At 48.2% G+C, this 15,450-nt stretch carries 12 protein-coding genes; 6 read left to right on the plus strand and 6 right to left on the minus strand.

The annotated features are described in order from the left end of the window. Entirely contained in the window at positions 1–1,287 is a 1,287-nt protein-coding gene (gene serS / locus GJR95_RS30645; protein ID WP_162389483.1) for a serine--tRNA ligase, read from the plus strand. Here serS and GJR95_RS30650 read toward each other — a convergent pair. Then, a complete protein-coding gene (locus GJR95_RS30650) occupies positions 1,284–1,559 on the minus strand; it encodes a hypothetical protein (RefSeq protein ID WP_162389484.1) in 276 nt (91 codons plus the stop codon). The two genes, serS and GJR95_RS30650, sit on opposite strands and share 4 nt — an antisense overlap. Positions 1,560–1,637: 78 nt before the next feature. After that, positions 1,638–2,915, minus strand: a complete 1,278-nt coding sequence (locus GJR95_RS30655) for a DUF349 domain-containing protein (protein ID WP_162389485.1) — start codon at positions 2,913–2,915, stop codon at positions 1,638–1,640. Positions 2,916–2,989: 74 nt separating this feature from the next. Here GJR95_RS30655 and ettA point away from each other — a divergent pair, with 74 nt between their 5' ends. Beyond that, positions 2,990–4,657 carry an energy-dependent translational throttle protein EttA gene (gene ettA, locus GJR95_RS30660; protein ID WP_162389486.1) on the plus strand — a complete coding sequence of 556 codons (1,668 nt, stop codon included), beginning with the start codon at positions 2,990–2,992 and terminating at the stop codon, positions 4,655–4,657. Between the two features lie 65 nt (positions 4,658–4,722). Beyond that, positions 4,723–5,556, plus strand: coding sequence for an aminotransferase class IV (locus GJR95_RS30665; protein WP_162389487.1), 834 nt, complete (start codon positions 4,723–4,725; stop codon positions 5,554–5,556). A gap of 37 nt (positions 5,557–5,593) precedes the next feature. Here GJR95_RS30665 and GJR95_RS30670 read toward each other — a convergent pair whose 3' ends face one another. Then, a complete protein-coding gene (locus GJR95_RS30670; protein ID WP_162389488.1) occupies positions 5,594–6,100 on the minus strand; it encodes a KdsC family phosphatase in 507 nt (168 codons plus the stop codon). Positions 6,101–6,147: 47 nt separating this feature from the next. Between GJR95_RS30670 and GJR95_RS30675 the strand changes: the two genes are divergently transcribed. The 3 genes from GJR95_RS30675 to GJR95_RS30685 all read left to right on the plus strand — a co-directional run bounded on the left by GJR95_RS30675 (position 6,148) and on the right by GJR95_RS30685 (position 9,544). After that, a complete protein-coding gene (locus GJR95_RS30675; RefSeq protein WP_162389489.1) occupies positions 6,148–7,554 on the plus strand; it encodes a methyltransferase RsmF C-terminal domain-like protein in 1,407 nt (468 codons plus the stop codon). Further along, positions 7,551–8,603, plus strand: a complete 1,053-nt coding sequence (locus GJR95_RS30680; RefSeq protein WP_162389490.1) for an alpha/beta hydrolase — start codon at positions 7,551–7,553, stop codon at positions 8,601–8,603. The genes GJR95_RS30675 and GJR95_RS30680 overlap by 4 nt, the downstream gene beginning before the upstream one ends. A 125-nt stretch (positions 8,604–8,728) precedes the next feature. After that, positions 8,729–9,544, plus strand: a complete 816-nt coding sequence (locus GJR95_RS30685) for an enoyl-ACP reductase FabI (RefSeq protein WP_162389491.1) — start codon at positions 8,729–8,731, stop codon at positions 9,542–9,544. 87 nt (positions 9,545–9,631) lie between these two features. Here GJR95_RS30685 and GJR95_RS30690 read toward each other — a convergent pair whose 3' ends face one another. From GJR95_RS30690 to GJR95_RS30700, 3 genes are all read right to left on the minus strand, one after another. Continuing rightward, on the minus strand, positions 9,632–10,654 hold the full coding sequence (locus GJR95_RS30690; protein ID WP_162389492.1) for an alkaline phosphatase D family protein: 1,023 nt from the start codon (positions 10,652–10,654) through the stop codon (positions 9,632–9,634). A 215-nt stretch (positions 10,655–10,869) separates the two neighbouring features. Continuing rightward, positions 10,870–13,959 carry an AAA family ATPase gene (locus tag GJR95_RS30695; protein WP_162389493.1) on the minus strand — a complete coding sequence of 1,030 codons (3,090 nt, stop codon included), beginning with the start codon at positions 13,957–13,959 and terminating at the stop codon, positions 10,870–10,872. Further along, on the minus strand, positions 13,956–15,182 hold the full coding sequence (locus GJR95_RS30700) for a metallophosphoesterase family protein (protein WP_162389494.1): 1,227 nt from the start codon (positions 15,180–15,182) through the stop codon (positions 13,956–13,958). The genes GJR95_RS30695 and GJR95_RS30700 overlap by 4 nt, the downstream gene beginning before the upstream one ends. Positions 15,183–15,450: the final 268 nt, after the last annotated feature.

Raw genomic sequence — 15,450 nt, forward strand, 5'->3', positions numbered from 1 at the left:
ATGCTTCAACTTAATTTCATCCGCGAGAATAAAGAAACGACACTGGCAGGATTGCGCAAGAGACACTTTGCGAATGCTGAAGCCGTAGTTGAGCAGGTATTAACGATCGATCAGCAACGACGGGATACACAACGCGATCTCGACGATGTGTTAGCGCAATCGAATGCCAAAGCAAACCAGATCGGAGCCTTGATGAAAGCTGGTGATAAAGCGGCTGCCGATGCTGCTAAAACAGAAACCGCTGCACTGAAAGCCCGTTCGAAAGAGCTGGCCGATACATTGCGCCAGCTGGAAGCCGACCTGCAAACTGTTCTGGTAACTATACCCAATTTGCCCCATAGCAGTGTTCCTGAGGGACGTTCTGCTGACGATAACGAAGTTGTTCTGGAACATGGTGAGAAGCCAACCCTCTCAGAATCGGCTCAGCCACACTGGGAACTCATCAAGAAATACGACATTATCGATTTCGAACTGGGCGTTAAGATTTCGGGTGCTGGGTTTCCCGTTTATAAAGGGAAAGGTGCCCGCATTCAGCGAGCCATGATCAACTTCTTCCTGGATGAGGCATTAAACGCTGGATTTACAGAAATACAACCGCCTATCGTAGTCAATGAAGATTCGGGTTTTGGTACCGGGCAATTACCTGATAAAGAGGGCCAAATGTATTATGTGACTGAGGATAAGCTGTACCTGATTCCGACGGCTGAAGTCCCTATTACGAACATTTACCGTGATGTAATTCTGCCCGAGAGTCAGTTGCCGGTTAAAAATGTTGGCTATACACCTTGTTTTCGGCGGGAAGCGGGTTCATGGGGCGCACATGTACGCGGGCTGAACCGGCTGCACCAGTTCGATAAGGTGGAGATTGTACGAATTGAAAAGCCCGAAAATTCCTATGCGGCTCTGGAAGAAATGAGCCAGCATGTACAATCGCTGTTACAAAAGCTCGAATTGCCCTATCGGGTGTTGCGGCTCTGCGGTGGCGATATGGGCTTTACATCGGCTCTGACCTACGATATGGAAGTCTGGTCGGCGGCTCAGCAACGCTGGCTGGAAGTAAGTTCAGTGTCAAATTTTGAGACCTATCAGGCAAACCGATTGAAGCTTCGCTCAAAAATTGACCGGGGTGACGGACCTGGGAAAATGCAGCTTTTGCACACCCTCAACGGATCGGCCCTGGCCTTACCCCGAATTCTGGCGTCTATTCTGGAAAATAATCAAACCGCAGAAGGCATACGAATCCCGAAAGTATTGGTGCCATACTGCGGCTTTGACGTAATCGATTAACAGTCGCAGGAGTAGTTGCCATATCCCGGATAGCGAGGTGATAAATGGCCGGAAACGCTGACAACCCGATCGAGCGGGATGATATCACCCGTAGCCAGTTCAAGCCATTCGGTTCCGTCCTGAAAGACGAGTTGTTTAATTGTAACGTCAGCTTTTATAAACTCGCTCAGGTCGGTTAAGTACTCGATCCGTACAAATTTACCCGGAACGATGGCGGCCCGAAACAGGGTGTCGGAGGCAATGAAGTCAGGTTTATTCAGTAAGGTTTCCATACTCTTAGAACAATCTATAAAAACGAAACGTGCCACAGTGATAAACCGTGGCACGTTTCGTTTTTTGCTTAAATCAGACTAGTATCCTACTGTTTCCAGTTGCTTCTGGAATTCACGCAGAATCGTTTCTTTCATGGCGATCTTACGCTTCTGGGTATTTATCTTATTCAGTACCTGTTTGTCGGCATCATTGTTGGGATCGAGACCATCGGCATCCTGAAGCGCGAATTGTAAATCGCTTTTCTCCCGTTTGACCAGGTATTCCATTTCCCTGATTTTCGTCCGAATCTGCTCTGCCTGACTTTTTAGTTCAAAGGCTGGATATTTACGGGATAGGACCCGACCGAGGTAGCTAAGCTCAAAAATCTTATCGCAGGCGGCCCGGAAGCGTTCATTCAGTGTCTTATCCTGCAACTTGAAGGGCACCCGGATTTCTTTCCAGCTATTGAGCAGAACTTTCGCCCGTTCGGCGGCTGCGAAAATATCCGACTGTTTCGAGAGCCGTTCGGCTTCGTCGGCCATTTTCATCTGCGCTTCAATACGCGGGTCGATTTTCTTCTCAATAACGATCCCTTTAACCTCATTGTATTTGGCATAAAAGGTCGTTGTGGCTCTCTTAAATTGCTTATAGAGTTTGCCACTTTTCTTGATAGGAACCTCGCCGACCATTTTCCAGGCGTTGTTGAGCCGACGCACTTCCTGAAAAGCTGCGTCCAGGTCGCCAAGCCGATTCGCACGGAAAGCCAGCCGAATGAGCTCGTCGTACTTATCCAGTCGTTCCTGAATAACCTTGTTCTGCTCATTAAAGAATTCACGTCGACGCTGGAAGAATCCATCCAGTAATTCCTGGAATCGGGCTTCAATCTCGGGTTCCGTGCTCTTGTCAACTGGGCCGGTCTTGATCCATTTCGTCTTGATTTCCTGCAAGGCGTCGGCCGTTGCCCGCCAGTCTGTACTATTAACAATGGCTTCAGCTTCTACGATCAGCGCATTTTTAATCTCCAGATTCTTGAGCTGGTTGACCGTAATCAACTCTGCCAGTAGCTTTTCCTGTGCATCCAGCCGATCGAGCAGGGGCGGAAAATCGCCGAGGGCATCAAACCCGAGCAGTTTTTTTCGAAGCTGAACCAGTTTAGTCAGATAAGAACCCTTGTTCTGGGCTTCTTCAATGTCTTTTTCTAACTGGCCGACTTTGTTCTCAGCAATGATGAAGCGATTCTTAAAATAGTCGAGCGCTTCCTGCTCGGTGCGTTTAACTTCGCCAATCTGGCGATCTTCGTAATCCAGGTAGCCTTTCAAAAATACCTTTCCGTCTTTGACGTAACCGTATTCGTCTACCAGTGAAGCGTTTTCCATTACTATACTTGGTTAAGGCTGCGCTGTGGGTTAATTTTGAGGACAATTGCCAACCACAAATCTATTAGAAATTAATGAGCCAGGAAACCATAATTTTCTCCATGGCGGGCGTGAGTAAAAATATTCCGCCTAACCGACAAATCCTAAAGAACATATACCTTTCCTTTTTTTATGGTGCTAAAATTGGTGTTTTGGGCTTAAATGGCTCCGGTAAATCAACACTTTTACGCATCATTGCTGGTATTGACAAAAACTATACTGGTGAGGTAGTTTTTTCTCCTGGCTATTCGGTTGGCATGCTCGAGCAGGAACCGCAGTTTGCCCCCGGCAAGACTGTTCGGGAAGTAGTTGAGGAAGGTGTGCAGGAAGTTGTCAACTTACTCAAAGAATTTGACGAGATCAACGAAGCCTTTGGCGATCCTGATGCCGACTTCGATAAGCTGATTGAGCGGCAGGGCGAAGTACAGGAAAAACTTGATCACTACAATGCCTGGGAGCTCGATCAGAAGCTTGAACGGGCTATGGATGCGCTTCGTTGTCCGCCATCCGACGCTGTGATTGATAACCTCTCGGGTGGTGAAAAACGCCGGGTGGCCTTATGCCGTCTATTGCTTCAGCAGCCCGATGTTCTGTTGCTCGATGAGCCGACAAACCACCTGGATGCTGAATCTGTTCTTTGGCTGGAAGAACACCTACGCCAATACACAGGAACCGTCATCGCGGTAACACACGATCGCTATTTTCTGGATAACGTGGCTGGCTGGATTCTTGAGCTCGACCGGGGTGAAGGTATCCCCTGGAAAGGAAACTATTCGTCGTGGTTAGATCAGAAGCAACAGCGACTGGCAAAAGAAGAAAAGACCGAGTCGAAACGGCAGAAAACCCTCCAGCGCGAGTTGGAATGGGTTAAAATGGCTCCCAAAGCTCGCCAGGCTAAATCAAAAGCCCGACTTGGGGCTTATGAGCGATTGCTGGATGAAGACAATCGCCAGAAAGAAGAACGGCTTGAAATTTTCATTCCGTCGGGTCCGCGGCTGGGGGCGAAAGTTATTGAAGCTGAGGATGTTGCCAAGGCATACGGCGACCGACTTCTGTTCGAACATTTAGGGTTTCGACTACCACAGGGAGGTATTGTCGGTATTATTGGCCCGAATGGAGCCGGAAAAACAACACTTTTTAAATTGATTACCGGGCGCGAAAAACCTGATGCTGGAACGTTTGACGTAGGCGAAACGGTAAAAGTCGCTTACGTTGATCAGGAACATGATGGGCTTGATCCGAACAAAACCGTATTTGAAACCATTTCGGGTGGTAATGAGTGGATTGTGATCGGCGGCAAACAATCGAATGCGCGTGCATACGTGAGCCGGTTCAATTTTGCGGGAGCCGATCAGGAAAAGAAAGTCGGGACACTGTCGGGTGGTGAGCGCAACCGCGTCCATCTGGCTATGACCCTCAAAGAAGGGGCAAATTTGCTTTTGCTTGATGAGCCGACCAACGATCTGGATGTTAATACGTTGCGGGCGCTGGAAGAAGGGTTAGAGAACTTCGCCGGTTGTGCCGTAGTCATCAGCCACGACCGATGGTTCCTTGACCGGATCGCCACACACATTCTTGCCTTCGAAGGCGATTCGCAGGTGTACTGGTTTGAAGGTAACTTTTCGGAATACGAAGAAAATCGACGTAAACGCCTAGGTTCAGACGCCACACCAACCCGAATTAAGTACAAGAAGCTGGTCTGAGATTATAATTGATTGTGTTTCCGCAGGCTCACTACGGCCTGCGGAAAACGACAACTCCCTTTCTTATGCATTACGGTTATTTTAACGGCACGATTGCCCCCACCGACCAGCTTGCTGTCGGCGTTACCGATCTTGGGCTACTTCGGGGTTATGGCCTGTTCGATTATTTTCTGACTTATAACGGTCGGCCATTTCAGTGGGATTGGTACTGGGAGCGGTTTCAGAACTCCGCTACGCGTATGCATCTGCCGCTACCGATTGGTAAGAGCGAAACCTATGCGATTCTGATGACGCTGCTTGAGCGTAGCATTGCCGCTGGTGCGCCCGCCGATATGGCATTCCGATTTGTAATGACTGGAGGCTATGCGCCCGACAGCATTAGTGTCGAACGGGCTAATCTGCTTATCCTGACCGAAGAAATTCATCCGGTTCCCCAGATCCATTATGATCAGGGAGTTAAAGTCATATTGGACGAGTATGTTCGGGAAATGGCCGAGGTGAAAAGCACTGATTACAAGCGGGTTATTTTGATGGCCCAGGCCATTAAATCAGCTGGGGCGTCGGATCTGCTGTATCAGAAAGGAGGAGAAATCAGCGAACTGAGCCGAAGCAATTTCTTTATCGTTAAAGGTGATCGGCTTATTACGCCCAATCGGAATATACTGCACGGGATTACGCGCCGAACAATTATTCAATTAGCGCAAAACGATTTTAAGGTTCAGGAACGGCCATTAATGCTTTCAGAGCTTTACGACGCTGAAGAAGCATTTACGACCAGTTCGACCAAAAAAGTGCTGCCTATTACCCAAATTGGTGAATTAACCGTTGGCGAAGGGCACGTTGGTCCCAAGTCAAAATTCCTGCTCGAACGGTTCAACGAACTGGTAAAGAATTGGTAATCTATACTACTGGCCGGTCGCTAAAGACTAGCCAGTATTACCACTTTCCCTGGGCCTTCATGACTTGCTCGATCACGTCGCGAACCGCTCCGCGACCACCGGCCACTGGCGATATATACTTGCAAATTGCCTGAATCTCAGCCACGGCATCGGCCGGACAGGTGCTGAAAACAACTGGTCGGCTCAAAATGGTGTAATCAGGTATATCGTCTCCCATATACAGAATTTCAGCTTCCTTCAAACCGTCGCGGGCGATATAGCCCAGATAGGCGTTTACTTTCTGGTCGGAGGGGCCGCCCATAAAAATCGCTGTAACGTTCATTGCTGTTAACCAGCTACGAACGCCATCCGCATTGGAAGAGGATAGAATACCAATCCGAAATCCTGCCTTTAATGCCCGTTCAATGGCATACGTATCCCGGATGAAAACCGTCCGAAAGCGTTCGCCGGTAGCTAGTAAATTGACGCTTCCGTCGGTCAGGACGCCGTCTACGTCAAAAATAAATGTCCTGATTTGTTTAAATCGTTCCTCTATCGGTGCCATGTCGCAAGTTTAATGAAAACCGATTGACAGTTCCGTATTTTTGCAGTATGAATCTTCATGAATTGCCCACGGCTGGATTGCCCCTGACTGGACTGCCCCTGGCGTTTCAGGCTCGGATGAAAGCGCAATTAGGCGCTGATTTCCCCGCCTTCGAGGCCGCCCTTCAGCAGGAAACGCCTGTTAGTATTCGGGTCAATCCCCGCAAAATGCATTTCGATACAACAGGCCTGGAGCAGGTTCCATGGTGTTCGGAAGGCTTTTATCTTGCGGAGCGGCCAAGCTTTACGCTTGATCCATTATTTCAGGCAGGAGCCTACTACGTGCAGGAGGCCTCCTCCATGCTCTTGCAGGAAGCTTTAAAGCAAACCGTAAACCTGACCCGCCCATTACGAGTGCTGGATCTATGTGCCGCTCCGGGCGGAAAAAGTACACTGTTGGCGTCAGTCCTGCATCCCGATAGTATGCTGATCTGTAATGAAGTTATCCGCAGTCGGGTGTCGGTGCTTCGCGAAAATATGGACAAATGGGGCTATCCGAATGTGGTTATCAGTAATCACGACCCCGAAGAAATGAGCAATCTGGCGGGCTTTTTCGATCTAATCGTTGTCGATGCGCCTTGCTCTGGTGAGGGGTTATTTCGGAAAGATCCCGATGCGATGCAGGAGTGGTCGGAGGCTAATGTGCAACTGTGTTCGGCTCGTCAGAAACGAATTTTAGCCGCGGCAGCCTCTTTACTGGACGAAGGCGGAACGCTGATTTACAGCACCTGCACCTATAATGACGACGAAAATACAGAGAATATCCACTACCTGACCGAAAACGGTTTTCGGAGCCGCCCGCTCATCCTGCCGCCCAGCTGGAATGTGGTTGAGAAGGAGTCTGGCGATGCCGTTGGTTATCAGTGTTATCCACATCGGGTTCGGGGCGAAGGATTTTTTATCAGTGTTTTTCGAAAAACAGCATTCACCGCAGCGGTAAAGCTGGATGCCCGCACGTTTCGTAGTATCCGGGCTTTGCGGCCGAGAGAAACGACATCGGCAATGAAGTGGCTGCAAAATCCGGCCGACTTTTCATTGTGGGAAAAGCCAAATGGCGATGTGATGGCTTTGCCGAAATCGTTGGAGAAGCAGTTTCTGTTTTTAGATAGTGCAATACGAAACAAAGGTTTTGGGTTGGAAATGGGGCAATTCAAAGGGACTGATTTCATTCCATCTCATGCGCTGGCATTAAGCACGGCCATTAATCCTGGCTTATCGGGTGTATCGTTAAGTAAGGAAGATGCCTTGCACTACTTTAAGAAAGAAAATCTGATATTTGCTGAACCTGTTAAAGGCTGGCAACTAGCTAAATACGAAGGAGTAAACCTGGGGTGGGTCAAAGGCGTTGGCAATCGGGTAAACAATTACCTGCCGAAAGACTGGCGCATTCGTATGGATATTAAAGAATACGTATGAAACGGATTTTCACCATCACGGGCCTTTTGCTGGCCACAATTGTTGTCGGTTATGTGCTCGGCCCATCGGCGCACTACGATGCTATAAAAGAAGAGCCAATCACCCTTGATCCGGATTTGGTAAAACTGGAAAAAAGCATTTCGGAGTCAGAAAGCAAGGCCAATCTTCGCCCTGACAATGAGGCTCGTATTGTTTGGGCAGATAGTCTGCACAAAGTCAAAACACCCTATAGTATCGTTTATATTCCGGGCTTTACGGCAAGCTGGGCTGAGGGCGACCCGGTTCATAAACAGCTGGCAAAGCGTTTCGGCTGTAATCTGTACCTGGCTCGTACCTACGGACATGGCGTTGATTCTCCGGATGCTCTAAAAGATCTGACACCCAGTAATTACGCCGGATCGGCCGAGCGGGCGTTAGCCATTGGGAAAGAATTAGGAGAAAAGGTAATCGTTATGGGTACATCGGCGGGAGGAATGCTGGCACTTTACCTGGCTGCCCGCCATCCTGAAATTCAGGGCCTGATCCTCTATTCGCCTTGTATTGCGGTCGCCAATCCGGCCTTAAAACTTGTTACAAAGCCCTGGGGGCAGCAAATTATTACGCAGGTATTTGGGGGCGATCATGTCGTTAACGCATACAATAAACCCGGTCGGGTTCGCTACTGGCTTCCCCAATACCATACCAATGGCCTCATTACCTTACAAACTATGCTGGATGAGTACATGACGCCCGAGGAGTTTCAGAAAGTGAAACAACCCGTGTTCATGGGCTATTATTATAAGGATGAAGCCAATCAGGATAAAGTTGTCTCGGTAGCGGCTATGCTCGATATGTTTAATGAGTTGGGGACGCCCGCTGATAAAAAACAAAAGGTCGATTTTCCGAATGCCGGTGAGCACGTAATTGCTTCCTATTATACGGCTGGCGACTTGGACGGTGTGTATCAATCCACCGAAAAATTCATGAAGAATGTGTTAAATCTCCCCATGGCACAAGGGCCAGCGCAAACTGTCGCATTTCGGCAGAACGGTGGTTCGACCAAAAAATAACCTAACTTTGGCGTCTTATTGTCATTTGGGTCAGACAAAGAATGACATAAGTACAGTTTTCTGCCAAAAATCTCGTGATAACGAATCCTCGAAAACTGTAAACTGCAAACTGTAAACTTACCATAATGGCTTACGGATTACTGAACGGAAAACGCGGCATCATTTCCGGTGCCTTAGACGAAAACTCGATTGCCTGGAAAGTCGCTCTGAAAGCGAAAGAAGAAGGGGCTACATTCACGCTTACCAATGCACCGATTGCCATGCGTATGGGGGCCATCAAAGAATTGGCTGAACAGTGTAATGCTGAAATTATTCCCGCAGATGCTACCTCGACCGAAGATATCGAAAACCTGTTTACCAAATCAACCGAAGCGCTCGGCGGTAAACTGGACTTCGTTCTGCATAGCATCGGCATGAGCCCAAACGTACGGAAAGGCAAGGCATACACTGACCTCAATTACGAGTGGTTCAAACAGAGTATTGATATCTCGGCCCTGTCGTTTCATAAGATGATGCAAACTGCCTATAAACAGGATGCCATCAATGAATGGGGTTCGATTGTTGCCCTGACCTACATGGCGGCTCAACGGACCTTTCCGTTTTATGGCGATATGGCCGATGCTAAAGCCGTTCTGGAATCAATTGCCCGGAGCTTCGGCTACAAATATGGCAAGTATCGTAAGGTTCGGGTGAACACCGTTTCGCAATCGCCTACACCAACGAAGGCGGGTAGCGGAATCGGTGGCTTTGATAAATTCTTCGATTTTGCTGACAAGACGGCACCACTCGGCAACGCTACCGCCGACCAGTGTGCCGACTATGTTGTAACACTCTTCTCCGACCTTACCCGCATGGTCACGATGCAGAATCTATACCATGACGGTGGCTTCTCCATGACCGGTATCTCGGAAGAAGTGATGGAGTTGATCACCAAAGAGTAGAAGACCATAAACTCAAAGAAAAGCGTAAGGCTCCCGAAACGGTTTCGGGAGCCTTACGCTTTTCTATAAAACAGCCTTATGAAACGATCAAAATTTAACCTGCTGCGTCAGATAGGTTGCCCGTTCATCGCCGTTTATTCGGACAGTGGCCGTTAATGGCTTAGCATTCCAGTCTACGGTAATCAGGCCGTAATTTAATTGGGCCACAATTGCGCCGACGCGGTGCCGGTTTACTTCTTCATGTGGTGCCGAAACGTGGGTCAGACCACTGCTGGTGATATCATACAAATCATAGCCTAAGCCTGGCACACTTACTTTCGATACTTCGGCCTGGTGCCGATCCCCACTAATCAATATGGCCCCTTTGGGTTTTGTTTTGCTCAACAAATCCAGAAGCCGTTGGCGTGAGGTGGGGAAATTAGCCCATTTCTCATAAATATGATCTTCGGGAAGAACCTGAACTCCGCTCCCGATAATGTGTATGTCGGCATCGGAGTTGGTCAATTGTTTCTCCAGCCACTGCCATTGAGCTTCCCCCAGCATATCACCGGAAGGGTCTGGTACATTGGCTTTTCCGTCTTTCTTCAACGGATCGCGAAAATAGCGTGCGTCCAGTAGAATTACTTTTACCTGCTTTCCTTTGGGCCCATAAACGTGGGTAGAATAGGCTCCTTCCTGTTTTCGCAGTGAGCTGGTCGTTGGAACATCCAGAAAGTCAAGCATTAGCTGCTGGCTCTCTTTTCGGCGAGGGTATTCTTTTCCACCGTCGTTGACGCCGTAATCATGGTCGTCCCATACGCCAATCACGGAAGTCGATTGCCGCAACTGCTGGTAAACCGGGTTCGACTTTTGCCGGGCATATTTGGCACTGAGCGTATCCATACTCTCCGAATCGCCATAAATGTTATCGCCAAGCCATATCCAGACATCGGGTTTTTGCGCCACAATATCATCCCATAAAGGCTGGGGCCGTTTCTGGTCGCTACACGATCCAAATGCAATTGTAGTGACCGTTTTTTGTTCCTGAGATGACGCCGTATCAGTCTTTGACGAACGGCATCCGGCCAGTACTACGCAACCAATAAAGCCGAGCGTAACCAGTTTTTTCATTAGAGGATTTTTGATTATTGATTCCGTAAAAGTAAAGCAGCCGCTCTGATTCTGAATTCAATTCAAGATTTGTTAATAAAAGGAAGGACTTTCGCTCAGAACCACGGTCCGCCGTTGCGACCGTGGTTATTTGTTCGCCATTAGTAACCGTGGCACGGTTCTGAGCGAAAGCCTAAAAAGGAAGCCTGAAGGGCAAACCTTCGGCATAGTTGTCTTTATATATCCCAACTCCGTACAATACGACTCCCGTTTTCTGTGGATTCAGCACGAATGAAATTGTCAACTTCCTGCTGAAGCTCTTCAACGTGTGAAATAATACCGACAACCCGGTTTTCGGAACGAAGAGCTTTTAAGGTTTTGAAAACTGTCTGTAGGGAATCTTTATCAAGTGTTCCGAAGCCCTCATCCAGAAAAAACAGATTTTGTTTGGCTTTGGTCAGGTGCTGAATATTGTCTGACAGGGCAAGCGCAAGCGACAACGAGGCCTGAAATGTTTGACCGCCGGAGAGCGTTTTCACACTTCTGACTTCACCCCCGTTGAGGTAGTCGCGCACCTGAAAGCCGTTTTTATCGTCCAGCTCCAGTTTCAACTGATTATTGGTCAGTTTGAAAAAACGCTCATTGGCCGATTCACACAGGTTTTTGAGGTAGACCGACGAAACATAGTTGACGAAGCCCTGAGCCCGGAATAATTCGTCCATTTTCTTTAAATCCTGTCGCCGGAGGTCCAGCTCATCATGGCGCTTCTGATGATCCTGTTTCTGCTGCCATTGGGCTTCGAGCGTGGCCAATATGGTGGTTGCGCGCCCGTGCTCTTTGTTTAATTCATCTTTTTCGGCTTGCAATACTGTGAGTTTCTGTTGAACGGCCGTCAGCGCAGCAGGGTCGAAGGGGTGCTCGGCTAATTCTGCCTCCAGGGTTTCCACCTGTTTCTGTAAGCCTGTTCGCTTTTCATTGTAGTCGTTGATTCGCCGTTTTTCCCGGCTAACATCTATTCCGGACTGTAGGATCTGATTCACCTGCTCCCGATTCAACCCCTGGGCGTCCAGATTCAGGTTGATCGTCGTTTCCAGCGTTTTGCTTTCCTGACTAACTTCGGCTAGCTGTATATTGACTTGTTGAATCTGCTCCTCCAGTGTCGCCAGTTCTTTTTCGGCGCTGCTTTTCTGTTTATCAGCATCGTCGAAATTGATTTTTGTCTGCTTGTACGTGCGATAAAGCGACTCGCGCAGGTCGGCAATCTGATCCAGACCCCATTGTTTTACTTCGTCGAGCCGAAAGTGTTCCAGCGATTCGGCGGCTGTTTTCAACTGACCATTCAAGCCCGAAAGGTCGTTATCTGCTTCGGCAACTTTGCGGGCCAGTTCTTTGTAGATAATTTCGGTTTCTTCGGTGAGTTTGTTCAGTTCCCGAACAGCCTGCTGTGCGTCCTGAAGCTGTTTTTGGCCGTCACTTTCCTGCCTCATAGCCTCTATGACCAGGCCTTCCTGCTCTTTCGAGAATTCCGGCCACACAAACGCATCTTCATGGGCTGTCAATTGCCCGACTATTTCCGTGCGTTCCTGCGTAAGCCGCTTCCCATTCTCCAACTCACTACGTAGCTTCGTTGCCAGTTCTTTTATTGTTAGTTGAAGCGTTGTTGTGTCGTCAATTCGTTGGACAACTTTTCGCAAAGCCGCATCACTGCGCTGAACCTCGGTATCTTCTGCGTTTCCTATATGCCGATTCGGGTGGTGTTCTGACCCACATAAAGGGCATGGTTTGCCATCGGTTAGTGCATCAGCATACTTACGAAGCTCATCCTGAACCAATAGTTGCCGATGTTTTGTCTCCCGGTCTTCCCGAATTAGTTTCAGTTGTGCGAGGGCGTCCTCAATTTGATCAGGTAATGTTTTAAGCGTCAACTGAGCCCAGTCGACAGGAAATCCAGCTAATGCATCGTTTTTACGCTGCTTTAGTTTTTCTACGGCCAGATCATAGTTGTTAAGGGCAGCTTGTAAATCGTCAGCCTGTTTTTTTAGCGGTTTATAAGCTGTGAACCAGTTATTTACTTTATAAAGCCTTTCAAGATTCGACGTTTGCCCAAGTCCATTATCCAGTACAAGCTGATGTTTAGTCCGGTCAGCTTTATAGTGATCAAGCTGGCTGGTTTGCTGCTCAAGCTGGCTGGCTAGTGTGTCCCGGTTATGTATTTGCTGACTAATTGATTGCTGCAACGTCCTGATTTGCTGCACCGTATCTAATTCATCAATCTTCTGTTGCAGTTCATCACGAGTCTCATATGCTTTTTTCGCGGCATCATACAGACTCACTAAACTCGCCCGACGCTTGCCTGCGACACTGAGTTGTTGACGGGCATTTTGTTCCGTTTCTGTTAGCTTAAGTTGTTTACTGGCTAATTTGTCGAAAATGGCAAAGTCAGACTGGAAAATTAACAAACAGGTCTCATACAAGGCGATATCGGCCTCAAGACGCTGGTATTGTTCCTGTTGTATAAGGAGTTGAGTAAGTTCCTGCTGGTGGGATGCCAGGAGCTTGCTTCGATTCTGGCTCTCGATCAGTCGCTTTTCATCGGGCAACAACTGGTTGATTTCCGTTTCCTTTTGGGCCAATGATTCCAGGACGACTGTAATACTGGTCTTGGCCTGCTCAATCGCTTCGGGTGTAACATCGCCCAGAGGAGCCAGCAAACCGCGTAATTCCGAAAGCTGATCATCATTCTCTTTGTTCAGTTTCCCAACTCGACCAGCCATATCGTACTGATCCAGTTTGAATAACTGATTCATCATCTTTGTGCGCTCCGTTGGGCTGAGTTCCAGAAACTCCCGAAACTGGTTTTGTGGAATGATGATCGTTCGCTTAAAATTGTCGTAGTCTAAGCCAAGAATCTGCTTCGACAATAGGGCGACATCCTCCTTTTCATTCCCAACCGGCTGCCAGTCGTTTTCCTGCCAGATAAACATCCGACGTTCGCCCGGCATAATCTCATGATGCTTTTTGGGGTGTCGTCGGGCTTCATAAATGAATTTATAGCGTTGCTGCTCGGGCCCGGCCTGAAATTCGAAGTCGATGAGCAAATGCTTCGACTTCAGATTCATCATATTGTACTGGCGATTATCGCGGCTATTAAGTCGCTCGGTTTCACCGTACAAAGCAAAACTAATGGCTTCCAGCAAAGACGTTTTACCACTGCCGACCTTGCCGAATATGCCAAATACACTCGACCCGATTAACTGCTGAAAATCTATCTCCTGTAATTCCTGGTACGAATAAAGTCCCTGAATTGACAGCTTAATGGGTATCATTCAGATTCGGTTGCTAAAATCTCTTTAAACAACTGCTGAAGCCGCTCGTTCGGCTCCTGGCCTTTGTTTTTACTTTTAAAATAGTCTGCAAACAACGTTTCCATACTCTGCGTAAGGTCAATAGCTGGTGCTGTTTCCTTTTGCGTCGACTTAACGTCTCTTACATCTGGTATGATCGTTACCAGTGAGTCATGCGCCTGTTGAAGTTCTCTACGCTCTTCGCTGGTCAGGTAGGTTGGCGTTTGTAGAGTAATTTCGGCATAGCAGTCAGGATTCTGTTTAAGCCAGTCGACAGCCTCGTCAACTCGTTTAAAACGGGGCCGTAAAAGCCGTTTGCCCGTTTTTAGAGGTACCGGTGTCACCGTTACGGCCTGGCCTGGTTTAGCCTCTATCAACACAACAAATTTCTGCTGGTCAGACTCGGCAAAGCTATAAGCCAATGGACTGCTACTATATATAACAGGACTAGGCCCTCCTGCAATTTCCTGATAACGGTGTAAATGCCCAAGCGCTGTATATTGAATTTGCGGTGGAATCATGTCGGTATACACAACCGATGCACCACCAACCTGTAGAATACTACGCTCGTCATCTGATTCCTCGGGTTGTTCACCCCCACGTTTCATAACGAACAAATGGGTTGTCAGTAAATTAACACCCTGCTTATCCATATAGGTATTCGCAAGGGCAGCCCAATGCTCCTGAAGTTGTTGCCGGAGTTCGTCGCCAAAGCTTGTCTGCCCAAAATAAGCCCGCATTCGGGTCTCATTGGCATAGGGTGTAAGAATTATCCGAACCGGGGCATCATGGCGGGGAAGTTTCAACTCGATAAAGCCAGGCGCAGAGCGCAACAGCTTTGCTTCACAGCTTAATTCGTAAGATCGAACTTCAGTTTTGGGGAATCCCGCGAAAATAATACCGCACTCACGCCCAAAATGGTCTTGCGCTTCTATACGATCCGGATTATCGTGATTCCCGGCAATAGCGACTACTGGCCTGCTACCGCCCGCCGTCAATTTCTTGAGCGTACTATATAATAAGTCTTCTGCCTTAGGGTCTGGATTAAAGGTATCGAACAAGTCGCCAGCCACTACTACCAGATCGGCTTGTTCCTGATCAGCGATTTGAACAATCTCATCCAATACATTTTGTTGCTCCTGGAGCCTTTGGAAATCCTGGAGTCGTTTCCCAAGATGCCAATCGGCCGTATGTACTATTTTCATGGGACGTTGTCACACGACTCTAGCCGTTATAAAGTAGGATGCAATATACTTCATTGTATCCGCAAAACGGTCAGTAATTGCTTTATACATGCCTTTTAAACGTTGGTGAGAAGGCGGAAAACGACATTATGAGTGTCTTGTTGAAAAAAGTTTAAAATAGTTCAGTGGTGTAAGTGGCTGAAAAGGGGGGAGTTACCAACGATTCGTTGGTGACTCCCCCGCTATTTTCAACCCAGGCCTTGACAAACCCCCTAAAGTGGCCTACCTT

This window comes from Spirosoma endbachense, assembly GCF_010233585.1.
Taxonomy (GTDB): Bacteria; Bacteroidota; Bacteroidia; order Cytophagales; family Spirosomataceae; genus Spirosoma; species Spirosoma endbachense.